This window comes from Limnohabitans sp. G3-2 (assembly GCF_002778275.1).
GTDB lineage: Bacteria > Pseudomonadota > Gammaproteobacteria > Burkholderiales > Burkholderiaceae_C > Limnohabitans_A.
In genome coordinates this window covers 1-23,578 of the sequence record NZ_NESG01000009.1, presented here as the reverse complement: position 1 = coordinate 23,578, position 23,578 = coordinate 1, and the positions used below count along the sequence as shown (strand labels likewise).

Sequence of the window (23,578 nt, the reverse complement as noted above, 5' to 3'; positions counted from 1 at the left end):
CTTGAAAAAATGAAAACCCAAATTGACCACCTCGTGGTGATGGCTTCGTCCTTGACCGAAGGCGTGCAGTGGTGCGAAGACACACTCGGCATCACCCCCGGCCCCGGCGGCGAACACGAAAAATACGGCACGCACAACCGCCTGTTCAAAATCGCCTCGCCCAAGTTTCCATTGGCGTATTTCGAAATCATCGCCATCAACCCAGCGGCCGTGATCCCCAAGCGCTCACAAGTGCCGCGCTGGTTCGACATGGACGACGCGGCTTTGCAAAAAGCGGTGGCACAAGGCCCTCGCCTGATCCACTTTGTCAGCAGCACCGACGACGTGAAAGCCGCCCGGCACGTGCTGCGCACCCAAGGGATTGAGCGCGGACAGGTTGTACACGCCAGCCGCAAGTCGGGCAAAGGCACACTCCACTGGCAAATCACGGTGCGCGAAGACGGCGAACGCCTGTTCGACGGCACCTTGCCCACCTTGATCCAATGGGGCAAACCCGACGCCACCGACCCGCTGCGCCTGCACCCACGCAACAGCCTGCCCCGCTCGGGCGTGACCCTGCAAAGCCTGAGCGTGAGCCACCCCAGCGCCATCAAGCTGCAAGCCGCTTACGACGCCCTGGGGCTCGAAGGCATCGCTGTTGAGGCAGGTGATGCCAACTTGGTGGCCACCCTGCAAACCCCCAAAGGCTTGGTGCAATTGCAGAGCATGGGCGTCTGAGTCTGAACCCCAAGCTCGCCAAGGGGCGGCATGGCTGGGCCCGCATCGGCCCCTTGGCAGGGCTGACGGACACCTCGGGGACTGCGCCCCCCCCACTCACAGGGTTTTCACCCTCCCAAGCCCGCACAGCGGGCTCTAAAGTGGATTCAAACAACCCGAGACGACCATGAACCCACACGCCAGCACACCCCGCACCCCAGCCCAAACACCTTCGCGCCTGCGAGCGTCCACTATCGCTTCGCCGCTTCGCCGCCAACTCGCTGGCTTGCTGATCTGCATCGGGGCGATGGGCGCCACGGGCACCATGGCACAAACCTTCCCCACCAAGCCTTTGCGCTTGGTGGTGACCTTTCCCTCAGGCGGTGCGCCCGACATCCTGGCGCGCCTGTTCAGCGAAAAAGCGCAGCTCGGTTTTCCCGTGGTGGTCGACAACCGACCCGGCGCGGGCGGCAACATCGGCGCAGACAACGTGGCCAAGTCGCCAGGCGACGGCCACACCCTGGTCATGGGCACCGTGGGCACGCACTCCATCAATGGGGCGCTCTACGAAAAAATGCCCTACGACATGGTCAAGGACTTCAGCCCCATCTCGCTGATCGCTTCGGCCCCCAACCTGCTGGTGGTGAACAACGCCCTGCCCGTCAAAAACGTGCCCGAGCTGATTGCCTACATGAAGGCCAACCCGAACAAACTCTCGTTTGGCTCCCCCGGCATCGGCACCTCGGTGCACGTCTCGGGCGAACTCTTCAAGTCGCTCACCGGCACCACCATGGAACACGTGCCCTACAAGGGCCGTCAATTTGCCATTCCCGACCTGATCGGCGGCAGCATCCAGGTCATGTTTGACAACATGCCCTCGGCCCTGCCCATGGCCAAAGAGGGCAAGATCCGGGCTTTGGCACAAACCACCGCCACCCGTTCTCCGGCGGCACCCGAGGTGCCCACCGTGGCCGAGTCAGTGCCCGGTTTTGAGGCCACCACTTGGTTTGCCATGTTTGCCCCGGCCAATGTGCCCCGTCCTGTGATCGACAAGCTCAACGCCGAAGTTGTTCGCGTGTTCAAACTGCCTGAGGTGCAAGAACGCCTCAAAACCCTGGGCCTCGACCCGGTGCTGTCCAGCCCGGCAGAGTTGGCCCGCTACCAGGCGACCGAAATCACCAAATGGGCCAAGGTGGTGAAGGACTCGGGCGCCAAGGCCCAGTGATCGGCCGAGGGCATCAGGCCACAATGCCCTGCTCGCGCAGGGCCTGAATTTGTGCGGCACTGAGGCCCATGCCAGCCAGCACCGCATCGCTGTCTTGCCCCACTCCCGGCGCGTTGCGGCGGTGATTGCCAGGAGTGCGTGACAGTTTGGGCACGATGCCGGGCACCATCAAATCGCTGCCGTCGTCCAGGTGCACCGTTTGCAGCATGTCACGCGCTTGGTAATGCGGGTCGTGTGCGATGTCGGCCACGGTGTAGATGCGCCCGGCCGGCACACTGGCACGGTCCAGCGCGGCCAGCACCTCGTCCACGGTGCGCTGCGCGGCCCAGCCGCCGATCACCCCATCGATTTCGGCCACGCGGGCTACACGGCCAGTGTTGTCGTTCAAACCAGGGTCCTGGGCCAAGTCCTCGCGGCCAATTTCGGCCATCAGGCGCTTGAAGATGCTGTCGCCATTGCCCGCAATCAGGGCATAGCCGCCGTCCTTGCACAGGTAGGCGTTGCTCGGGGCGATGCCCGGCAGGGCGCTGCCAGCGGGCCCGCGCACGGCACCAAAGGCGCTGTATTCGGGCAGCAGGCTTTCCATACAATTGAACATGGCCTCGTACAAAGCCACATCGATCACCTGGCCCCGGCCCGAAGTCTGGCGCTCGTGCAGGGCCAACAAAATGCCGATCACGCCGTGCAAAGCCGCCAAGGTGTCGCCCAAGCTGATGCCCACCCGCACCGGCACCCGGCCGGGTTCTGCCGTCAGGTGGCGAATGCCGCCCATGGCTTCGCCCACCACGCCAAAACCGGGGCGGTCACGGTAAGGGCCGGTTTGGCCGTAACCGCTCACGCGCAGCATGATCAAACGCGGGTTCAGCGCCAGCAAATCGTCCGGCCCCAAACCCCATTTCTCCATCGCCCCCGGTCGGAAATTCTCAATCAGCACATCGCTCTCGGCCGCCAGTTGGCGCACGATGTCTTGCGCTGCGGGCTGCTTCAAGTCCAGCGCCAAAGACTGTTTGTTGCGCGACTGCACTTGCCACCAGACCGAGGTGCCGTCTTTGATCAAACGCCATTGGCGCAAGGGGTCACCCGAACCGGGTGGCTCGATCTTGACCACATCCGCGCCAAAGTCGGCCAAAGTTTTGGCCGCAAACGGGCCCGCAATCAACTGGCCCAGTTCGAGGACCTTGAGCCCGGCCAGCGGGCCGGTGGACGGTAAAAAAGCTGGGGCGCTGCTCATGGTTTGGCAAATTCGGCATCCACCCACGCTTGGGCGGTTTGGCGGTTGAGTTTGAAGCCAGCGGTCACCTTGACCTCGGCCAAAGCCTTGCCGCTGTCGTCCTGCGCACTGAGCATGGCGTATGGGTTGTCCTCGTCGGGCACGATGCGCAAGAACACCGTGATGCGACTGTCCTGGCCATTGACGGTGACGCTTTGGTTCAGCTGCGCATGCAACTGCTGCTCACTGCGGCGGACAAATTCGCTGGCGGTTTTCACCAAGGTGATGAAGGCCGAGCCGTCCAGCGGCTTGGGGTTCTTTTTGTCACGGCCCATGGTCCAAGGCCCCACGAGCGCGGGTTCGCTTTCGCCCGCTTTGTACATGGCGACGGCCCAACCATCGTCATCGTCGTTGTTGATGACTTGGGCGGTCCATTGTTCGTTTTGCCAACGGCGAGGCTCCTGCACCAGGGGCTGGTCTTGCGTGTCTTGCATGTCTGGGGGGGTGTCGTTCATGGTCTTTTTCAAATCAAGCGCCGATCATGCCTCAAGGCCGCAGGTGCAAAGCCAGCAGCATCACCTGCGAGGCCCCCTGCTCGCGCAACAGCGCTGCCGCCACCGTCGCCGTCCAGCGTGTGCGCACATCGGTGCCCACCAACAGCACCGGCCCGGCGGGCAGGGCGGCATCGGGTGCGAGGCCAATGGCCGACTCCAGATGCGCCACCACCGGGGTGGAGGCCGCGTCGTGCGGCGCGGGCCCGCCCGTCCAACGGAACACATCGCGCAAGGGCAGTCGTCCCTTTTGGGCGATGTGCTCGGCCAAGCGCAGGTTGGAAGCCATGTCGGGCCCGGGCATGGGCACCACACACGCCGGACGGACTGGCCAGGTCTTGGCCCAGCGCCCGAGCAAGGCCACGGCCCCCGCCAACATCTCCTGCGGCACATCCCCGGGTGCGGCGGTGCGCATCTCCTGCAGCTCGGCCCCCCAAGCCGGGTCATCGGCAAAAGCCACGGCGTGGCCCATGTCAAAGCCGCGAATGCTCCCCTGGCGGCCCACCCCAGGGGGCCAGCGCTTGCGCGGCTCGATGTCCACCGTCATGCCGCGCAAAAAGTCTCGGGCAGCGGTTTGTTTTTCGGGTGACGGCACAAGGCCGGGGAACGGCACATGCCCGGTGCACACCGAGCAGCGCCCACAAGGCGCGGGCGAAGGATCGTCCAAGGCCGTTTGCAAATACGCCATCAGGCAGCCCTGCCCCTGCGCGTACTGGCGCATGATGCCCGCCTCGTGCTGGCGCACCTGGGCCAGCGCGGTCCATTTGGCGGCGTCGTGCACATAGGGCGCCCCCGTGGCCCGCCAAGCGCTGCCGTTTTTGTCCACCACGCCTTGCACCGCCAAAATTTTGAGCAGCGCCTCCAAGCGCCCACGGCGCACGCCCGTGTCGGCTTCGATCTCCAGCAAGCCGCGCTCGGCCTTGCCCAGGCTGCGCAAGACCTTGTCAGCGATGGCTGCATCCGGAATGGACGCGGTGGCGAAGTAATCCCAAATGCGCTCATCGGCCTGCGAGGGCAGCAAGACCCCCGCGGCATGCGACACCGCCCTGCCCGCCCGGCCCACTTGCTGGTAATAGGCCACCGGGGTTGAGGGTGAGCCCACATGCACACAAAAACCAAGGTCCGGTTTGTCGTAACCCATGCCCAGCGCTGAGGTGGCCACCACCGCCTTGAGCTGGTTGTGGCGCAAACGCTCTTCCACTTTCAAGCGGGTGTCGGCGTCAGTCTGGCCTGAGTACGCGTCGACCGCGTGGCCGCAACTGCGCAAAAACGCGGTGAGCCGCTCGGCTTCGGCCACCGTCAGCACATAGACAATGCCCGAGCCCGGCAGCTGCTCGAGCGCATCGGCGATCCAGGCGTAGCGCTGCAAAGGCGACAAACCCGGCACCACCGACAAGGTGAGCGAGGTGCGGGCGAGTGTGCCGCGAAACGTGAGCGTGCCGACGCCCAGTTGCTGCCCAATGTCCAAAGTCACCCGCTCATTGGCCGTGGCGGTGGTGGCCAGCACACTGGCGGTGGGCGTTGACAAGAGCGCGCGCGCCAGGCGCTGGTAATCGGGCCGAAAGTCAAAACCCCAGTCGCTGATGCAATGCGCCTCGTCGATCACGATCAAGCCCACCCGGGCCAGCAAAGCGCCCAGCTGCGCCGCAAAGCGTGGGTTGCCCAGGCGCTCTGGCGAGACCAGCAACACATCGATGGCGTCTGCCTCCAGCCGCTGGAACACCCCGTCCCAGTCGTCGGTGTTGGTGGAGTTGACCGTGGCCGCCTTCAGGCCCGCCCGCTCGGCGGCGCTGACTTGGTCGCGCATCAGTGCCAGAAGTGGCGACACCACCAAGGTGGGGCCCGCGCCCCTGCTGCGCATGGCGTGCGTGGCCGCCCAATACACCGCAGACTTGCCCCAACCCGTGGCCTGCACCACCAACACCCGCGAGGCAGGCTGCAGCACGGCATGGACGGCGTCCACTTGGTCGGCGCGCGGCACGGCACCCGGCCCGGCCAGGCGGGCCAAGGTGGTGTGCATGTGCTGCTCGGCGAATGCGCGGGTGAGCGGTGCTTGCGTCGGTGCCTGATTCGGCACCTGAGTCGGCGACTGAGTGGGTGTGTGCATGTGAGGCGGTGTTCGTTTCATTCACGACTGCTTGAACCAAGGGGCCATTGTGCGGTGCCGGCCCAAGGCCACACCGAGACGGCGTCCAAGAGACACATTCCCCTGGGGGCCCCAAACGCCAGCGGGACAACAGGACTTTTAAGTGTGAACAGAGGGCGTTTCGTCTTCTGGCAGTGTCGCCAACAAGGCCATGCCCAGCAGCATCACCCCCGTCGTCAACCACAGCGCCCCCTTGAATGTGCCGGTGGCCTGCGCCATGGCCCCGGCCACCAAGGGGGCGATGACCTGGGCGGCGCCATAACTCAAAGTCAGGCGGGCCATGGCTTTTCCCGGGTTGTGGGGGGCCCGTCGCCCCACCAGGGCCAAAGTCAAACTGACGATGCCGATGAAGGTGGCGCCGTAGCCCAAAGCGCCGCCCAGTGCGGCGGCCAAAGATCCAGAGAGTGCCGGCAAGATCACCGACACCGTTTGCAAGCCAAAGGCCAGCAACAAGGCCCGTGTGTCCCCCCATCGCCGGGCCACCTTGTCCCACAAAAACACAGCCGGCATGGCTGCCAGACCCACCAGGGCCCAGGCCAGAGCGCCCTGCCCGGCCAAGGCCGGTTCGCGCTCGACCATGGCCACGGTGAAGGTGGCGTTGATGACAAAACCCCAGCCTGCGGCGAAGTAGCTGGCCGCCATGGTGAGCATCCAGCGGCGTGAGACCTTGGGCGCATCTGCAGCATGGCTCGCACTGGGCTGCGCTGGCGGCACGGGAGGCCGCCACAACCAGGCGGGGATCAAAAACACCAACCCCATGGCGGCCATGGCCAGCCACTGGTTCGACCAAAGAGGCCAGATTTTGTCGACGCCCCAGGCACCGAGTGCCGACACCACAATGCCCAAACCCAAACCGATGAAAAGCACCCCCAACTCGGGACGTCGACCTTGTCGCATCAACCAACCCAAAACCAAACCAGCCCCCAGCAGCATGCCTGTGGCCCCACACAATCCACCCAAAAAACGCCACAGCAGCCAGTTGGGCATCCATGTCGACAAGGCCATGCCGGCCACAGACAACAGCGACAGCCACAGGCCCATGCTGTAGAGGCGATGCCGCCAGCGCGCACCGTCTATCCAGGCTGCGGCCAGAGCGCCCGAGATGTAACCGGCGTAATTGATGGCGGCCAAGACGCCTGCTGCGGCATCGCTCAAACCGGTTTGCAACTGCAGCTGTGGCAACAGGGGCGTGAAAGCGAAGCGGGCCAAGCCGATGGACAAAACCAGTCCGCAAATGCCTCCCACCATGACTTGCCAGGGTTGAAGGGTGGAAGGAATGTCTTTGCTCATGTGCTGGCGATGTTAGCCGGGCGTGCGCCGCGCAACAGTCACTTTGGCGGGCGCAGAGGCAGCACACCCTCCGCCCACGCCATGGGCCTCAATGGTTTTTATAGGATATTTAACAAATTCATCACAAACATCCCCAATTGGGGATGCTCCATGGATTTGTTTGAATTCAACATCAGACGGCCCAAATTGGGATTTATATTTGTCAAAAATAATAATTTAAAAACACAATAAATACCAATTAAAAAATCAAGACAATGACTGAAATCACAAAAAGCGAGAAGAACAGCGCGAATGCTGAATTTTTAACCAGCTCCCAAGCCGCCAAGCGTTTGGGCTTGTCCATGGCGACGATCCAAAAGTTGGTGGACAACCATGTCTTGCAAGCCTGGAAGACCTTTGGTGGCCACCGCCGTATTTCACTGGCTTCGGTCATGAATTACCAAAGCGCCAACAACTTTTTAGAGTTGCCCCGACAAAGCGCCGACCGGCCAGTCAAAGTGATGCTGGTGATCGAGTCGCCCGATCTGATGGCGCGCCTCAAAAAAGACATGGGCCAGTGGCATCTTCCTTTGCAGGCGGTGTTTCAGGAGTCCTTGACCGAGGCCTTGCTGGAACTGCTGAACGACAAACACGATTTGCTGGTGCTGCAGTTGATGGGCGAGAGAAAGCAGCAAGAAAAGGTGTTGGAGATCTTGCAAAAGTTCATGAGTTCGCGGCACACCGTGGCGCACACCCTCATCATGTCCCAAGAGCCAGATCTGGTGCCGCCGCTCAGCACGGCCACTTCACCCGCCAGCATCCAGGTGATCCACAAAGAGCTCTCGCCGCTGTGGCTGTCGGCCTATTTGTCGGGGTTTGTGGCGCAACGCCGCGCGTGACCAGGCCTGAGGGTCCCGGCCCCGGCCACAGGGCCCTTCAAAGGTGACCCCAAACCATCAGCGCGTCACGCCCTTCGGTCACGAGGTCCACTGGGGCCCCCACGGGCAGCAGCACCTTGGTCGGCACATGGCCAAAAGGCAAACCGGTCAGCACGGGCGCCTTGATCTGGCTGCGCAGCCTGTCCACCACAGTGGCCAGCTTGAACCCTTTGTCGTGCGTGGGCACCAGCTTGTATTGGCTGAATTGCCCGATCAACACCGCTTTTTGCTGACCCAACACGCCCGCATGCAAAAGCTGCGTGAGCATGCGCTCGACCCGGTAAGGGTGCTCGCCCACGTCTTCCAAAAACAGCACACCCCCTTTGACCTGCGGGAAATACGGTGTGCCCAGCAAGGCGGTCAGCACCGTCAGGTTGCCGCCCCAGAGCACCGCGTCTTTCACCAACACACGGCGCTCGGCCTCGGCTTTGGGCAGTTGCCAGCCCGTGCCCTCGCCTTGCTCGAGCAGCAGGTCGTCAAAACAAGCTTGCATGATGTCGTCAGGCGCCTGCTCCGGGCCAAAGTCCTCACCCAAGGCTGGGCCCTGCCAGCTGATGCGGCCGGTCTTGGCGAACACCGCCTGGTTGAATGCCGTGAAATCGCTCAGGCCCACAAACTGAGTGCCGCCGTCGATGGCTTTGGCGATCTGTTTGTAGGGCAAGGCGGGCAGGATGCGCGTGAGGCCGTAGCCGCCGCGTGAGATGAGGGCCACATCGGCCCCACTGGCCGCAGCGCGGGCGATGGCCGCAACGCGGGTGGCGTCGTCCCCCGCAAAACGCATGTGGGTGTCCAAGGCAGATTCATCCACTTCCACCTCGTGACCTTGCGCTTTCAGGCGCTTGACGCCCCGTCGAAAAGCGGCTTTGTCGCGCACCGCGCTGGAGGGGGAAAAAATGTAGATGTGGGCCATGGGCGGTGTTCTTTTTCAGGGCCTGAAGTGTCGCACAGCCGCCTCGGCAATGGCCCGGCCCTGTTCTTGGACAAAATGCCCGGCTTCGGGCAGGCACATGGGCTCGGGGCAGCCCTTGATTTGGCTTTGCAAATGTCGCATGACCAGCTCACCCAGCACCGGGTCTTGTTGCCCGATGGCCATGAAGCTCTGGCCTTGCCAGTCCTTGCGCCAAAAATCTCGCGCTTGCCTGGAAAGAGCTGCTCCGGGCGAGTCGAAGAACTCCGGCACCATGGGTGGAAAGGCTCTGAGCGCGGCGCGAAAGCCTTGGTCCGGGAAGGGGGCGTTGTAGGCGGCCGTCTCAGCAGGCGTCATGGTGCGGTTGCCGCGTGCGAACAGTTTGCCCACGCCAAACTGAGGCTGGCTTTGGCACCAATCGCGCCAGGCCAAAAAACCATCGCTCAGCGCTTGCTCGCCCGTGGCCAAGGTGGTGTTCATGACCAGCAGGCCTTGGTAGCGATGTGGCGCCACCATGGGCAAAGTCAGCCCCAATATGCCGCCCCAGTCCTGCACCACCAGCACCACGCGCTGCAAATCCAGCCGTTCCGTCAAATCCAACAAAGACTGGCGATGCGTTTCAAACTGGTGAAAACTGTCCTTCTTGGGCTTGTCACTTTTGCCAAAGCCGATCAGGTCAGGCGCCACCACCCTGTGCCCCGCCGCCAGCCAGACCGGGATCATCTTGCGGTAAAGGTAACTCCAGGCCGGGTTGCCGTGCAGGCACAGCCAGGTCCATGGCGCGTCCTTGGGGCCCTCGTCCAGGTAGTGCATGCGCAAGCCCGCGATGCTGGGCAGGTCGTTCACATAATGGGGCTGCCAGGGGTAGTCGGGCACATCGGCAAACGCTGCATCGGGTGTGCGCAGGGCGTCTTCTCTGAGGGGTTGGGCGTTCATTCTTTTGGGCCTGAAAAAATCTTTGAGCAACTGGCCGCATGCCTCGCCCAGCACACCGCCAGTCACCTGCGTCTGGTGGTTCAGTTGGGTGTGGGCAAAAAGGTTCAGCACAGAGCCGGCCACGCCTGTGCGCGGGTCGGCTGCGCCAAACACCACACGGTCCAATCGGGCGTGCAACATGGCGCCGCTGCACATGGCGCAGGGCTCCAGCGTCACATACAGGGTGCAACCGTCCAGACGGTAGTTGCCCAGCACCCGGGCGGCTTCGCGCAGGGCCACCACCTCGGCGTGCGCCGTCGGGTCGTGGCTGGCGATCGGGGCGTTGCGGCCGCTGGCAAGCACCTGGCCGTCTTTCACGACCACGGCGCCCACCGGCACCTCGCCTGCGGCGGCGGCCTCTCGGGCCTGCGCCAGAGCCAGGCCCATCCAGTGCGCGTCTTGGCTTGCCGAGTCCACGCTCACGCCACCATGCCCAGCCGCTGCATCCACTGGGCGAGGGCTTGCTCTTGTTCGCCGCCTTGGGCGTAGGCGGCGTGCATGGCCGCGTGCGATTCGGGGCGGTGCTGGTTGATCTTGACCTTGGTTTTCAGGTCCAAAATCTTCAACTCAAAAGCCACAATGCCATTGAGCATGCCGTGCGCGTAGCTCTCGGGCAAGGCCCGCCACTGCGCGGCGTAGGGCGGCTCGTGATCGGCGATCATCTGGTTGAGCATGGCGTCTTTGGCCTCGTTGCCGTCCAGCATCCGGGCCTCTACCCGGGCATGCACCGCCAGATAAGTCCAAGTCGGCACGCGCTGCAGATCGGGGTAAACGGCTGGCGACATGTAAGCCTGCGGCCCCATGAACGTCACCAGCGCCTGAGGCCGCGCCTGCAAATAGCCCGCATGCGGGTTGGCGCGTGCACAGTGCCCCAGCAGCGCCACAGCTTGGCCATCTGCCTCGATCAGTTTGAGCGGCAAATGCGTGACAAAGGGGAAACCATCACCATCGGTGGACACCAAACTGGCGAATGGGTGCTCGCGCATGATGGTGGCGGCATGCTGCGGGTGGTTGAATTGCTGGGGCAAGTACATGAAATGACTGTACCAAAACAAAGGCACCCGAAGGTGCCTTGTCTTTCATTCCCACTCAATGACTCCATCCTTGTAAGTCATTGATTTTATTAAATATTTTACGAATTTGCAACTACTTTGCAACTTTATAGTATTCATGCACGAATTCTCCATGTCTAAATTGTTGATGCAATTGACAATTTGAAAAACGATTGATTGCCGACCGTTGCAAAGCGCATCATTGCTAAGTTTCAGTGAATTCTAGTGACAAATTTGCAACTAGTTTGCAAGTGAACTAGTCGAGTAAAGCATCCTGTAATCGTCTCCGCCCCAACCACAAATATGCTCGATAGTCTTTACATCGCCGAATCTATCATTGCCTGAATTAAGTATAAAAACCACTACCTGTGATCCGTGATATTTATTCCAATTGAGATCTATTCGCATGCTCGAAAATGGATCTGATGGGTTGGCTTTTGGTCTGTATGAAAATTCAAAATTATCAAATCTAGTCAGACTGTGCTTCGTAACACACTCGCGAAGAAGAATATTTTCTTTTCGCGATAATGCAGAAATTTTTGATTTCACATCATGAACAGCATCTTTTTTCGCCACAGAACTATTGAAAATTGGCTCAAGATTCTGACCACGCGATGGAATTGAAATTAAAACAAAAAGAATCGCAAAAGTTTTTTTTATCATACTAACTACAAGTGTGAATAAGACATATTTGATAGGTGCATCTTCTTTTGCGCTTTGACTAGCGATTGTCTCGACTTCTCACGCTTTGCAAGTTCACCGTATCGCTTTTGTTGATCTTGAAGACTCTTAACCTTCAATTGATCCGCTGTTAATGTTTCAGTTGATTCAATGAATTCGTTCCTAATCTCTGAGACTGAAACAACATTCTTTGAACCGAACAACTTTGATGCAACAAACCTTGCTTGCAAAATTCCATCAATCTCCAAAGTTAAATTGACTGTCATTGATTGCGAACCATCAATGACACGAACCGTGACTTTGTACTTGTGTAGATATGAACTGAATTGAGAAAAGCGCATGTGAGTATTTAGCGTACTCACATATTAGTCAATCAATCACTTCTTCTTGCGAACATACGCCCGTTTTGTGCCTGTCGCAGTCTTTGCAGTAGTGCCGCGAACTTTCAAAACAGATTTCAAATCAGTTTGCGTGAAGCCATGACGAGCAATCAACGCAAGTACATTCTTCAAATCTTCTTCACGAGTGACTTTTTTGAGTTCCTCAACCTTTGCAGCCGCAGCTTCAGCCGCTTTGATTGCGTCATCAAGTTGTTGACTTGCAGTTTTAAGATCAGACATTGATTTCTCCAGAAAATTCAGTTTGAAGTAACATTAAAAAAACTAGCGGCACCAGAATCAAGCGTCCATCCTGCTTCTTGTGAGCAATAGTCCATTGTTCTTTCAAAAAGTTTGTCCGCAGCATTAGATGGCAGCATTTCTTTGTAATATTTGAGAAGATCATTAGCATCTCGCCTGTCTGCACATTTTATCTTGTCAACACCATATTCATTTGTTTTAATGTATGGGGAGTGGAAAATCAGTCTTGCATCCCTGTGCATAGATCTGCTCGTGCCACCGAGATACGCCACTGCACAAGCGGATGCGCATCGCTGAGAGACTTGCAAAGCCGTAAACGCATCATGTTTTCGTAAAGTTCTACCGATCAAAAATCCATCACTTAAAGTTCCACCGTTTGAGTTCATGTAGACATAACCTGGAAAAACAGCACCGTTATCAAGTTCACAGTGTTGAAATGACGATAATACTTTTTCCAAAATAAAAGATGTATCTTTATTAATAGGACCATCAAGTTCAATGAATCGTGCTTCACCTTTAACGCACATATCCCTAACGAAAGATGCTGAACGACTTACACGAATTCTTAATCCGGATACCGTAAAGTCTTGCAAAACTGAGATCTTAGCTCCATACCATCGGTAAGTACTGCCAAGCATTTGAATGTCATCTTGCTTTGGTGCATCTGCACATCCGATTAGTGCAATTACAAGCAAGGTTGAAAAGAGTAAGCGAATTTTCATAACTCAAATATCAAACCAGTATTCTTTCGCAACATCAGAAATTTCGTGCTTATCAAAATTTTTGCATTTAAATTTGATGTGGGTTTGTTAAGCAAATCTGAATTAGAAAGGATGGAATTAACTGATGCTTCCGCATAATATTCACCATCATTTTTCCTGATATCTTTCTCAAGCATCCAAATTTTCAAATCTTGAACTGTGAATGGTTGCATGATATCGCCAGAAATAACTGCTTTTTTGATCTGTGTGATAAGTGCCATATCTACTCCAAATTAGATCCAATCTAACAGAATTTTGCCAATCATGCAAATTTCATAAACATCCATAGTATGCATGAAAAATTTCCGTCTATTTCACTTACGAAACCTAGCCTTCACGACCTCGCTTGCCGCCGTGATGTGAGTGTCTAACTCCCCTACTTCCACAGCCTTGCGTAGCGTCTGAAGCACTTCAACAACTTGCCCATCATCAGCAAGTTCAATCGCTGTCACGCCCTTCTTGAACTCAATCGCTGTCTGACCGTACAGAAGTTCCACACAAGTCTTGCCCGATTCTGATTTGAACCAAAACTGCTTGATTCGTTTGACTGATTCAATAGTGCGAAGCACACCTGTCATTTCGTCTCGCTCTTTTCGCACACGCTTGATGTTCAATGTTTGACCAGATCGCAATGCTTTTGCAAGTTCAATCTGTTCATCCAACTTGACCAGGACCTTCCCGCGACGAAATTGAACCGAATCAGTCTTTGCTTGACGCTTTGCCTGAACCAATTTCAGAGCACTCAGAATTGTTGCCATTTCATGCCTTTCAGTATTTGTTATGACAGCATGAATTTTGTTCCCAGCACCACAATTAATGAGCCAATATCAAGCTACTTTCTTTGATTATTTTTACCATCTATTTGATTATGCATAAATAAATGCATGAACTACACAGCGAACGATGTTGCACAGCATTTCCAGAAATATTCAGACCATATTTCTCACTATGCCGTATTGCATACCAAATTCCGTTCTGCCAACAAGTCACAAAAAACACTTGACTACTATGTTGACCAGACAAATAAGAATTTGCATTTCGCATTGCAAGTATTTGAAGCAAAAATTCATGCAGGTCATATCAATCGTGCAAAGCGAAAACCTGAAATTTACAAGCCGTTGTCGTTCGCAACAGTGGAAGGAGCATATGAGACAACTAACAATGAACTAACAATACATGTCAACTTGCTTTTGGGTAACTTACCTGAGCAACTGACAGATGCACAAATTTATCAATTCTTGACATATGGATGGTTGTACAAAGCGAAGCAATCGGACAATCTATCTTTTTACAACATCAAGAATGACAAGGAAAGTGCATGTCGTGCAATTAACTATTCAGTCAAAGAGGGACGAACAGATAGGGAAAGATTGTGGTCAACAAGCGGAATTTGGTCAGTTCAGAATTGTTGGATACCGCATCAAGCACTCAACTAGACAAGTGAGGTCAATGCGAGTGGCTATTTGCAAAATCTACAGATGCATGGTATTTGTAGTGCTCGTCTGCACTCTAAATTTATGTATTGAGACTGAATGACATACTGACAATACAGGGAATGCATCTAGAACGCATTAGGACTGGATTTGAGAGCATCAAATTAATTCACTGACCAAGGGAGCAAACTGACTACATCAGAAATCACAGGCATCTGCACATCTCATTGATTATTCGCTAAGTTGTTGAAAACATTGAGGAAACAAATTTCTAGTGAAAGGCTAGGAATATCTTTTCAAAGGGAACACAATAAATACATTGAAATTCTTTGATTTGTAAGGAAAAAAATATGAAACAGGCAAAGGTTCTGACTTCTACAGACACACGGAAAGTTCTGCTGTACATCACAGCACACAAACACTCAGCACGAAATAAGGCAATGTTCTTGATGACGACAGACTGTGGAATGCGAGTTGGTGAAGTTGCATCAATTAGGATCTGCGATATACTGAATTCGGATGGGTCAATAAAAGACTCAATTCGTCTTTCGGCTGAACAAACGAAAGGCAATCATGGGCGCACAGTTGTACTCTCGCAAAAGATGCAACAGGAATTACACAACTATCTGTCAGCACGATTCAAATTGAAGGACTTGCTTGCTGTCACACTCACAGACACAACAAGGGCATTGTTTGCATCGCAAAAGAACTATCAGCGTGGTTTCTCAGCAAACACATTGGCACAGCACTTTCATCACATCTACAAGGGTGCAGGAATTGATGGTGCAAGTTCGCACTCAGGTCGTCGTGGTTTCTTGACAAATTTAGCGTCTAAGGGTGTCTCTGTGCGTGTTCTGCAAGAATTGGCAGGTCATCGTAGTCTAGCGGTGACACAACGCTATATTGATGTGAATCAGACGATGCTACAGAACGCTGTAGAACTGCTCTGATTTCGGTCACACACACTCGCTCATTTGGGCGAGTTTTTTTATGGATTTAATGGGAGAAAAATAGACAGAATAAATTCATGCAATGCAAATGCAAATGCATGAAAATTGACTGTCTATTTTTTGAGTTTTTCCAACATCTGTTTCAACTTATTTGCTTGACTAGTTGTTCCATATTTAACAACTTCGCTCCTACCAACCTCACCTTCCGACCTGTCCTTCCTAATTTCCTTGCAATCCTCATTGCTATCAAAAAGAGCCAAACTATTTCTAATTGTCTTGATTTTCAAATCACGCTTAGTCGTGTTGACTCTTCCAATTGTTGATCCACCACTTGCACTGAATACGACATTGCTCTGATTGTTAAGACTCTTAGAAGTTATCTTTCGTGGCATTCCCGTATAACTTGGATCAACACCAGGCAAAGTTGTATCTGGTGCTCTGTCATACGCTGCCGCAATTGCTGGATTTTGTGAAATGTCTGCTTGAAGTTGTTCTAATGCTAATTCATATTGATGCTCAGCATCGTATGCGAACTTCTTCCTAACCTCTTTTTTGAATCTCGTAGATTCAGATTTGCTATATAGAAAATCACCTACTTTCAGAAATTCGTCATAACCTGATGAACTCTCTATCCATACGTCCTTCTTAGTGTCTTGATACCATTTCCATTCATCTTCGAATTGCTGAAATTCCATCTCAGTCAATGCATTCTTCAAATCTCTAGCCGCAATATCTTCGCCAGACTCAAGACGATTCAGAAGTTCTTCAAGTCGTTTCTTTGATCTTGCCATCTTCCTTGTCTCCTTCGTCTTCATCTTTTGCTTTGTCTTGCATGACATAGATGCCATCATTTTCAACATCAAAGCGCAATTTCACTGCCATCAATTGATTTGAGACTTCAGCATCCTTCATTCCATCGTAGTGATTGACGATTTGCGTGTAACTTGTTCCTGCAAATCTTGCCACTTTGTGAATGTCAACTTTCCCATGAATCAACTGCAATGTGATCCAAAAATGACGCAATGAATACAATGACAATGAATCATCATAGTCTGGATATTTCTTCTTGACCTCTTTCTTTAAGTCAGTGAAATAGTCATATAGAATTGTTGTCGTCATCATCTTGTCTTCTCCGTACATAGAAAAGACGAATGAATTTTCACCAAAGAACCGTGAATATGTTTTCCGACGATTGAAGATATCACCACGACGACTCCGAACCGTCCGCTCCTTCCTTACCTTTGAAGTTTCAGCCAATACTTTCACAGTTGCTGATTCCGAACTGTGCTCAGTTGCATCATCATGCACTTTGACATTGCCGAATTTCAATTGAAGAAGTTCACCTGTTCGGAATCCAAAGTTTGCCATCAACAAGATGAAATCTCTGATTGATCTCCGATAGTAGATTTCTTCGTCCCTGTTCGCACTGCCCTTCGGTGTTCGTTGCCACCATTTTTTTGCAACATTGACCAACTTGTCATAATTAATGACAGTAAAACTTTCACGCCGAGTTTCATTCTTCGGGACTTTGATTCGCCCGAAATCTGGGACATATGTTGAAGAAATCAATTTCTTCTTCACTGCCCATTTGTACATTTGCTTGATTGTGATTGACTCATTCACAACCACAGTCATCGTGATACCTTTAACTTTGGTTTGTCTGAATGCACGATAACCATCAAAGAAGTCTTCAGCAATGTTCTGAATCTTCGCTTCTTTGCCAACGAAATCTTGATAATGCTTTGTGTATGTCTTTATGTTCGTCAGACGACCTGCACTGATTTGACCACCTTCAACCAATTCAGTGACATGCTCAAGATACTTGTTCCGCAAATCTGACGCTGTCAGTGAGAATAATTTCTCACCATTCAATAGTCTTGCTTTGTACTGAATGTACTCAGCCTTTGCAATTTCAATTGCAATTAGTTTGTCTCTTGTCTTGAGAGATTTGCGAATGTACTTCTTCTCTTGCGAGATCCACATTCGTAATTGCCACACATCACCGCTGTGTGTGGTCCGAAAAATTCTGACTTCGCCATCATAGATTTCAAGAACATCGTGCATTCGCACTTGTTTTTGATTCTTGTTGAGACGCTTGATTTGCACATCAGCATCATTGTCAACAGCGGTAATTCGTGTTCGCAACATTTGTCACAGTAAAATTTGTAAATGCTTGATTTATAACGCATTTCCCAAAAGTCTGCAACAAGTTTGTAAGTTGTTTTTCTTTATAAATCAACAACTTACAAACAACCAATCACTCCCACTCAATGACTCCATCCTTGTAAGTCATTGATTTTATTAAATATTTTACGAATTTGCAACTACTTTGCAACTTTATAGTATTCATGCACGAATTCTCCATGTCTAAATTGTTGATGCAATTGACAATTTGAAAAACGATTGATTGCCGACCGTTGCAAAGCGCATCATTGCTAAGTTTCAGTGAATTCTAGTGACAAATTTGCAACTAGTTTGCAAGTGAACTAGTCGAGTAAAGCATCCTGTAATCGTCTCCGCCCCAACCACAAATATGCTCGATAGTCTTTACATCGCCGAATCTATCATTGCCTGAATTAAGTATAAAAACCACTACCTGTGATCCGTGATATTTATTCCAATTGAGATCTATTCGCATGCTCGAAAATGGATCTGATGGGTTGGCTTTTGGTCTGTATGAAAATTCAAAATTATCAAATCTAGTCAGACTGTGCTTCGTAACACACTCGCGAAGAAGAATATTTTCTTTTCGCGATAATGCAGAAATTTTTGATTTCACATCATGAACAGCATCTTTTTTCGCCACAGAACTATTGAAAATTGGCTCAAGATTCTGACCACGCGATGGAATTGAAATTAAAACAAAAAGAATCGCAAAAGTTTTTTTTATCATACTAACTACAAGTGTGAATAAGACATATTTGATAGGTGCATCTTCTTTTGCGCTTTGACTAGCGATTGTCTCGACTTCTCACGCTTTGCAAGTTCACCGTATCGCTTTTGTTGATCTTGAAGACTCTTAACCTTCAATTGATCCGCTGTTAATGTTTCAGTTGATTCAATGAATTCGTTCCTAATCTCTGAGACTGAAACAACATTCTTTGAACCGAACAACTTTGATGCAACAAACCTTGCTTGCAAAATTCCATCAATCTCCAAAGTTAAATTGACTGTCATTGATTGCGAACCATCAATGACACGAACCGTGACTTTGTACTTGTGTAGATATGAACTGAATTGAGAAAAGCGCATGTGAGTATTTAGCGTACTCACATATTAGTCAATCAATCACTTCTTCTTGCGAACATACGCCCGTTTTGTGCCTGTCGCAGTCTTTGCAGTAGTGCCGCGAACTTTCAAAACAGATTTCAAATCAGTTTGCGTGAAGCCATGACGAGCAATCAACGCAAGTACATTCTTCAAATCTTCTTCACGAGTGACTTTTTTGAGTTCCTCAACCTTTGCAGCCGCAGCTTCAGCCGCTTTGATTGCGTCATCAAGTTGTTGACTTGCAGTTTTAAGATCAGACATTGATTTCTCCAGAAAATTCAGTTTGAAGTAACATTAAAAAAACTAGCGGCACCAGAATCAAGCGTCCATCCTGCTTCTTGTGAGCAATAGTCCATTGTTCTTTCAAAAAGTTTGTCCGCAGCATTAGATGGCAGCATTTCTTTGTAATATTTGAGAAGATCATTAGCATCTCGCCTGTCTGCACATTTTATCTTGTCAACACCATATTCATTTGTTTTAATGTATGGGGAGTGGAAAATCAGTCTTGCATCCCTGTGCATAGATCTGCTCGTGCCACCGAGATACGCCACTGCACAAGCGGATGCGCATCGCTGAGAGACTTGCAAAGCCGTAAACGCATCATGTTTTCGTAAAGTTCTACCGATCAAAAATCCATCACTTAAAGTTCCACCGTTTGAGTTCATGTAGACATAACCTGGAAAAACAGCACCGTTATCAAGTTCACAGTGTTGAAATGACGATAATACTTTTTCCAAAATAAAAGATGTATCTTTATTAATAGGACCATCAAGTTCAATGAATCGTGCTTCACCTTTAACGCACATATCCCTAACGAAAGATGCTGAACGACTTACACGAATTCTTAATCCGGATACCGTAAAGTCTTGCAAAACTGAGATCTTAGCTCCATACCATCGGTAAGTACTGCCAAGCATTTGAATGTCATCTTGCTTTGGTGCATCTGCACATCCGATTAGTGCAATTACAAGCAAGGTTGAAAAGAGTAAGCGAATTTTCATAACTCAAATATCAAACCAGTATTCTTTCGCAACATCAGAAATTTCGTGCTTATCAAAATTTTTGCATTTAAATTTGATGTGGGTTTGTTAAGCAAATCTGAATTAGAAAGGATGGAATTAACTGATGCTTCCGCATAATATTCACCATCATTTTTCCTGATATCTTTCTCAAGCATCCAAATTTTCAAATCTTGAACTGTGAATGGTTGCATGATATCGCCAGAAATAACTGCTTTTTTGATCTGTGTGATAAGTGCCATATCTACTCCAAATTAGATCCAATCTAACAGAATTTTGCCAATCATGCAAATTTCATAAACATCCATAGTATGCATGAAAAATTTCCGTCTATTTCACTTACGAAACCTAGCCTTCACGACCTCGCTTGCCGCCGTGATGTGAGTGTCTAACTCCCCTACTTCCACAGCCTTGCGTAGCGTCTGAAGCACTTCAACAACTTGCCCATCATCAGCAAGTTCAATCGCTGTCACGCCCTTCTTGAACTCAATCGCTGTCTGACCGTACAGAAGTTCCACACAAGTCTTGCCCGATTCTGATTTGAACCAAAACTGCTTGATTCGTTTGACTGATTCAATAGTGCGAAGCACACCTGTCATTTCGTCTCGCTCTTTTCGCACACGCTTGATGTTCAATGTTTGACCAGATCGCAATGCTTTTGCAAGTTCAATCTGTTCATCCAACTTGACCAGGACCTTCCCGCGACGAAATTGAACCGAATCAGTCTTTGCTTGACGCTTTGCCTGAACCAATTTCAGAGCACTCAGAATTGTTGCCATTTCATGCCTTTCAGTATTTGTTATGACAGCATGAATTTTGTTCCCAGCACCACAATTAATGAGCCAATATCAAGCTACTTTCTTTGATTATTTTTACCATCTATTTGATTATGCATAAATAAATGCATGAACTACACAGCGAACGATGTTGCACAGCATTTCCAGAAATATTCAGACCATATTTCTCACTATGCCGTATTGCATACCAAATTCCGTTCTGCCAACAAGTCACAAAAAACACTTGACTACTATGTTGACCAGACAAATAAGAATTTGCATTTCGCATTGCAAGTATTTGAAGCAAAAATTCATGCAGGTCATATCAATCGTGCAAAGCGAAAACCTGAAATTTACAAGCCGTTGTCGTTCGCAACAGTGGAAGGAGCATATGAGACAACTAACAATGAACTAACAATACATGTCAACTTGCTTTTGGGTAACTTACCTGAGCAACTGACAGATGCACAAATTTATCAATTCTTGACATATGGATGGTTGTACAAAGCGAAGCAATCGGACAATCTATCTTTTTACAACATCAAGAATGACAAGGAAAGTGCATGTCGTGCAATTAACTATTCAGTCAAAGAGGGACGAACAGATAGGGAAAGATTGTGGTCAACAAGCGGAATTTGGTCAGTTCAGAATTGTTGGATACCGCATCAAGCACTCAACTAGACAAGTGAGGTCAATGCGAGTGGCTATTTGCAAAATCTACAGATGCATGGTATTTGTAGTGCTCGTCTGCACTCTAAATTTATGTATTGAGACTGAATGACATACTGACAATACAGGGAATGCATCTAGAACGCATTAGGACTGGATTTGAGAGCATCAAATTAATTCACTGACCAAGGGAGCAAACTGACTACATCAGAAATCACAGGCATCTGCACATCTCATTGATTATTCGCTAAGTTGTTGAAAACATTGAGGAAACAAATTTCTAGTGAAAGGCTAGGAATATCTTTTCAAAGGGAACACAATAAATACATTGAAATTCTTTGATTTGTAAGGAAAAAAATATGAAACAGGCAAAGGTTCTGACTTCTACAGACACACGGAAAGTTCTGCTGTACATCACAGCACACAAACACTCAGCACGAAATAAGGCAATGTTCTTGATGACGACAGACTGTGGAATGCGAGTTGGTGAAGTTGCATCAATTAGGATCTGCGATATACTGAATTCGGATGGGTCAATAAAAGACTCAATTCGTCTTTCGGCTGAACAAACGAAAGGCAATCATGGGCGCACAGTTGTACTCTCGCAAAAGATGCAACAGGAATTACACAACTATCTGTCAGCACGATTCAAATTGAAGGACTTGCTTGCTGTCACACTCACAGACACAACAAGGGCATTGTTTGCATCGCAAAAGAACTATCAGCGTGGTTTCTCAGCAAACACATTGGCACAGCACTTTCATCACATCTACAAGGGTGCAGGAATTGATGGTGCAAGTTCGCACTCAGGTCGTCGTGGTTTCTTGACAAATTTAGCGTCTAAGGGTGTCTCTGTGCGTGTTCTGCAAGAATTGGCAGGTCATCGTAGTCTAGCGGTGACACAACGCTATATTGATGTGAATCAGACGATGCTACAGAACGCTGTAGAACTGCTCTGATTTCGGTCACACACACTCGCTCATTTGGGCGAGTTTTTTTATGGATTTAATGGGAGAAAAATAGACAGAATAAATTCATGCAATGCAAATGCAAATGCATGAAAATTGACTGTCTATTTTTTGAGTTTTTCCAACATCTGTTTCAACTTATTTGCTTGACTAGTTGTTCCATATTTAACAACTTCGCTCCTACCAACCTCACCTTCCGACCTGTCCTTCCTAATTTCCTTGCAATCCTCATTGCTATCAAAAAGAGCCAAACTATTTCTAATTGTCTTGATTTTCAAATCACGCTTAGTCGTGTTGACTCTTCCAATTGTTGATCCACCACTTGCACTGAATACGACATTGCTCTGATTGTTAAGACTCTTAGAAGTTATCTTTCGTGGCATTCCCGTATAACTTGGATCAACACCAGGCAAAGTTGTATCTGGTGCTCTGTCATACGCTGCCGCAATTGCTGGATTTTGTGAAATGTCTGCTTGAAGTTGTTCTAATGCTAATTCATATTGATGCTCAGCATCGTATGCGAACTTCTTCCTAACCTCTTTTTTGAATCTCGTAGATTCAGATTTGCTATATAGAAAATCACCTACTTTCAGAAATTCGTCATAACCTGATGAACTCTCTATCCATACGTCCTTCTTAGTGTCTTGATACCATTTCCATTCATCTTCGAATTGCTGAAATTCCATCTCAGTCAATGCATTCTTCAAATCTCTAGCCGCAATATCTTCGCCAGACTCAAGACGATTCAGAAGTTCTTCAAGTCGTTTCTTTGATCTTGCCATCTTCCTTGTCTCCTTCGTCTTCATCTTTTGCTTTGTCTTGCATGACATAGATGCCATCATTTTCAACATCAAAGCGCAATTTCACTGCCATCAATTGATTTGAGACTTCAGCATCCTTCATTCCATCGTAGTGATTGACGATTTGCGTGTAACTTGTTCCTGCAAATCTTGCCACTTTGTGAATGTCAACTTTCCCATGAATCAACTGCAATGTGATCCAAAAATGACGCAATGAATACAATGACAATGAATCATCATAGTCTGGATATTTCTTCTTGACCTCTTTCTTTAAGTCAGTGAAATAGTCATATAGAATTGTTGTCGTCATCATCTTGTCTTCTCCGTACATAGAAAAGACGAATGAATTTTCACCAAAGAACCGTGAATATGTTTTCCGACGATTGAAGATATCACCACGACGACTCCGAACCGTCCGCTCCTTCCTTACCTTTGAAGTTTCAGCCAATACTTTCACAGTTGCTGATTCCGAACTGTGCTCAGTTGCATCATCATGCACTTTGACATTGCCGAATTTCAATTGAAGAAGTTCACCTGTTCGGAATCCAAAGTTTGCCATCAACAAGATGAAATCTCTGATTGATCTCCGATAGTAGATTTCTTCGTCCCTGTTCGCACTGCCCTTCGGTGTTCGTTGCCACCAT

The 23,578-nt window shown here is 50.6% G+C and carries 26 protein-coding genes; 7 read left to right on the top strand and 19 right to left on the bottom strand.

What is annotated here, in order from left to right; all coding sequences use genetic code 11:
• Positions 1 to 9 precede the first annotated feature (9 nt).
• Both B9Z31_RS14310 and B9Z31_RS14305 read left to right on the top strand, forming a co-directional pair.
• Positions 10 to 717, top strand: coding sequence for a VOC family protein (locus B9Z31_RS14310; protein ID WP_100120235.1), 708 nt, complete (start codon positions 10 to 12; stop codon positions 715 to 717).
• Positions 718 to 934: 217 nt separating this feature from the next.
• The gene (locus B9Z31_RS14305; protein WP_100120319.1) at positions 935 to 1,921 is read left to right on the top strand and encodes a tripartite tricarboxylate transporter substrate binding protein; all 987 of its coding nucleotides are present in this window, start codon (positions 935 to 937) and stop codon (positions 1,919 to 1,921) included.
• Between the two features lie 13 nt (positions 1,922 to 1,934).
• Here the strand turns inward: B9Z31_RS14305 and B9Z31_RS14300 are convergent, their stop codons facing one another.
• The 4 genes from B9Z31_RS14300 to B9Z31_RS14285 all read right to left on the bottom strand — a co-directional run bounded on the left by B9Z31_RS14300 (position 1,935) and on the right by B9Z31_RS14285 (position 7,118).
• Positions 1,935 to 3,152 (bottom strand): CaiB/BaiF CoA-transferase family protein, encoded by a 1,218-nt coding sequence (locus tag B9Z31_RS14300; RefSeq protein ID WP_100120234.1) that lies wholly within the window; start codon positions 3,150 to 3,152, stop codon positions 1,935 to 1,937.
• Positions 3,149 to 3,646 (bottom strand): hypothetical protein, encoded by a 498-nt coding sequence (locus tag B9Z31_RS14295; RefSeq protein WP_100120318.1) that lies wholly within the window; start codon positions 3,644 to 3,646, stop codon positions 3,149 to 3,151. Before B9Z31_RS14295 ends, B9Z31_RS14300 begins: the two co-directional genes overlap by 4 nt.
• Before the next feature lie 31 nt (positions 3,647 to 3,677).
• Positions 3,678 to 5,789 (bottom strand): ATP-dependent DNA helicase RecQ, encoded by a 2,112-nt coding sequence (locus tag B9Z31_RS14290; RefSeq protein ID WP_233200992.1) that lies wholly within the window; start codon positions 5,787 to 5,789, stop codon positions 3,678 to 3,680.
• 138 nt (positions 5,790 to 5,927) lie between these two features.
• Positions 5,928 to 7,118, bottom strand: coding sequence for a YbfB/YjiJ family MFS transporter (locus B9Z31_RS14285; RefSeq protein ID WP_100120232.1), 1,191 nt, complete (start codon positions 7,116 to 7,118; stop codon positions 5,928 to 5,930).
• A 341-nt stretch (positions 7,119 to 7,459) separates the two neighbouring features.
• Between B9Z31_RS14285 and B9Z31_RS14280 the strand changes: the two genes are divergently transcribed.
• The gene (locus B9Z31_RS14280; RefSeq protein ID WP_233200990.1) at positions 7,460 to 7,996 is read left to right on the top strand and encodes a hypothetical protein; all 537 of its coding nucleotides are present in this window, start codon (positions 7,460 to 7,462) and stop codon (positions 7,994 to 7,996) included.
• A gap of 37 nt (positions 7,997 to 8,033) precedes the next feature.
• Here B9Z31_RS14280 and B9Z31_RS14275 read toward each other — a convergent pair whose 3' ends face one another.
• The 7 genes from B9Z31_RS14275 to B9Z31_RS14250 form a co-directional block, all read right to left on the bottom strand.
• Complete coding sequence (locus tag B9Z31_RS14275; protein WP_100120230.1) at positions 8,034 to 8,945, bottom strand: LD-carboxypeptidase; 912 nt, start codon at positions 8,943 to 8,945, stop codon at positions 8,034 to 8,036.
• A gap of 15 nt (positions 8,946 to 8,960) precedes the next feature.
• On the bottom strand, positions 8,961 to 10,367 hold the full coding sequence (tadA, locus tag B9Z31_RS14270; protein ID WP_255408661.1) for a tRNA adenosine(34) deaminase TadA: 1,407 nt from the start codon (positions 10,365 to 10,367) through the stop codon (positions 8,961 to 8,963).
• Positions 10,337 to 10,951 carry an FMN-binding negative transcriptional regulator gene (locus B9Z31_RS14265; protein ID WP_100120228.1) on the bottom strand — a complete coding sequence of 205 codons (615 nt, stop codon included), beginning with the start codon at positions 10,949 to 10,951 and terminating at the stop codon, positions 10,337 to 10,339. Before B9Z31_RS14265 ends, tadA begins: the two co-directional genes overlap by 31 nt.
• Positions 10,952 to 12,027: 1,076 nt before the next feature.
• Entirely contained in the window at positions 12,028 to 12,270 is a 243-nt protein-coding gene (locus B9Z31_RS14260) for a hypothetical protein (protein WP_100120226.1), read from the bottom strand.
• Between the two features lie 17 nt (positions 12,271 to 12,287).
• Positions 12,288 to 13,010, bottom strand: a complete 723-nt coding sequence (locus tag B9Z31_RS15405; RefSeq protein WP_143473857.1) for an ATP-dependent Clp protease proteolytic subunit — start codon at positions 13,008 to 13,010, stop codon at positions 12,288 to 12,290.
• On the bottom strand, positions 13,007 to 13,270 hold the full coding sequence (locus B9Z31_RS14255) for a hypothetical protein (protein WP_100120225.1): 264 nt from the start codon (positions 13,268 to 13,270) through the stop codon (positions 13,007 to 13,009). The genes B9Z31_RS15405 and B9Z31_RS14255 overlap by 4 nt, the downstream gene beginning before the upstream one ends.
• Before the next feature lie 93 nt (positions 13,271 to 13,363).
• Positions 13,364 to 13,807 carry a hypothetical protein gene (locus B9Z31_RS14250; RefSeq protein WP_100120224.1) on the bottom strand — a complete coding sequence of 148 codons (444 nt, stop codon included), beginning with the start codon at positions 13,805 to 13,807 and terminating at the stop codon, positions 13,364 to 13,366.
• Positions 13,808 to 13,933: 126 nt separating this feature from the next.
• Between B9Z31_RS14250 and B9Z31_RS15400 the strand changes: the two genes are divergently transcribed.
• Together B9Z31_RS15400 and B9Z31_RS14245 are read left to right on the top strand one after the other, a co-directional pair.
• Positions 13,934 to 14,485, top strand: a complete 552-nt coding sequence (locus tag B9Z31_RS15400) for a hypothetical protein (RefSeq protein WP_143473856.1) — start codon at positions 13,934 to 13,936, stop codon at positions 14,483 to 14,485.
• 347 nt (positions 14,486 to 14,832) lie between these two features.
• The gene (locus tag B9Z31_RS14245; RefSeq protein ID WP_100120223.1) at positions 14,833 to 15,432 is read left to right on the top strand and encodes a site-specific integrase; all 600 of its coding nucleotides are present in this window, start codon (positions 14,833 to 14,835) and stop codon (positions 15,430 to 15,432) included.
• A 113-nt stretch (positions 15,433 to 15,545) separates the two neighbouring features.
• On the opposite strand, the gene B9Z31_RS14240 is transcribed toward B9Z31_RS14245, so the two are convergent.
• The 6 genes from B9Z31_RS14240 to B9Z31_RS14220 all read right to left on the bottom strand — a co-directional run bounded on the left by B9Z31_RS14240 (position 15,546) and on the right by B9Z31_RS14220 (position 20,500).
• The gene (locus B9Z31_RS14240) at positions 15,546 to 16,223 is read right to left on the bottom strand and encodes a hypothetical protein (protein WP_143473855.1); all 678 of its coding nucleotides are present in this window, start codon (positions 16,221 to 16,223) and stop codon (positions 15,546 to 15,548) included.
• Positions 16,198 to 17,580: a site-specific integrase gene (locus tag B9Z31_RS14235; RefSeq protein ID WP_100120227.1), complete on the bottom strand. Its 1,383-nt coding sequence runs from the start codon at positions 17,578 to 17,580 to the stop codon at positions 16,198 to 16,200. Before B9Z31_RS14235 ends, B9Z31_RS14240 begins: the two co-directional genes overlap by 26 nt.
• A 1,140-nt stretch (positions 17,581 to 18,720) precedes the next feature.
• Complete coding sequence (locus B9Z31_RS14230) at positions 18,721 to 18,963, bottom strand: hypothetical protein (RefSeq protein ID WP_100120226.1); 243 nt, start codon at positions 18,961 to 18,963, stop codon at positions 18,721 to 18,723.
• A gap of 17 nt (positions 18,964 to 18,980) precedes the next feature.
• A complete protein-coding gene (locus tag B9Z31_RS15395; RefSeq protein ID WP_143473857.1) occupies positions 18,981 to 19,703 on the bottom strand; it encodes an ATP-dependent Clp protease proteolytic subunit in 723 nt (240 codons plus the stop codon).
• The gene (locus B9Z31_RS14225; RefSeq protein WP_100120225.1) at positions 19,700 to 19,963 is read right to left on the bottom strand and encodes a hypothetical protein; all 264 of its coding nucleotides are present in this window, start codon (positions 19,961 to 19,963) and stop codon (positions 19,700 to 19,702) included. Before B9Z31_RS14225 ends, B9Z31_RS15395 begins: the two co-directional genes overlap by 4 nt.
• Positions 19,964 to 20,056: 93 nt before the next feature.
• Positions 20,057 to 20,500, bottom strand: coding sequence for a hypothetical protein (locus B9Z31_RS14220; protein WP_100120224.1), 444 nt, complete (start codon positions 20,498 to 20,500; stop codon positions 20,057 to 20,059).
• Between the two features lie 126 nt (positions 20,501 to 20,626).
• On the opposite strand from B9Z31_RS14220, the gene B9Z31_RS15390 reads away from it, so the two are divergent.
• Positions 20,627 to 21,178, top strand: coding sequence for a hypothetical protein (locus B9Z31_RS15390; RefSeq protein WP_143473856.1), 552 nt, complete (start codon positions 20,627 to 20,629; stop codon positions 21,176 to 21,178).
• A gap of 347 nt (positions 21,179 to 21,525) precedes the next feature.
• Positions 21,526 to 22,125, top strand: coding sequence for a site-specific integrase (locus B9Z31_RS14215; protein WP_100120223.1), 600 nt, complete (start codon positions 21,526 to 21,528; stop codon positions 22,123 to 22,125).
• A 113-nt stretch (positions 22,126 to 22,238) separates the two neighbouring features.
• On the opposite strand, the gene B9Z31_RS14210 is transcribed toward B9Z31_RS14215, so the two are convergent.
• Together B9Z31_RS14210 and B9Z31_RS14205 are read right to left on the bottom strand one after the other, a co-directional pair.
• Positions 22,239 to 22,916, bottom strand: a complete 678-nt coding sequence (locus B9Z31_RS14210; RefSeq protein ID WP_143473855.1) for a hypothetical protein — start codon at positions 22,914 to 22,916, stop codon at positions 22,239 to 22,241.
• Positions 22,891 to 23,578, bottom strand: a 688-nt coding sequence (locus B9Z31_RS14205; protein ID WP_143473854.1) for a site-specific integrase, incomplete at its 5' end; no start/stop codon positions are given. The genes B9Z31_RS14205 and B9Z31_RS14210, both read right to left, overlap by 26 nt.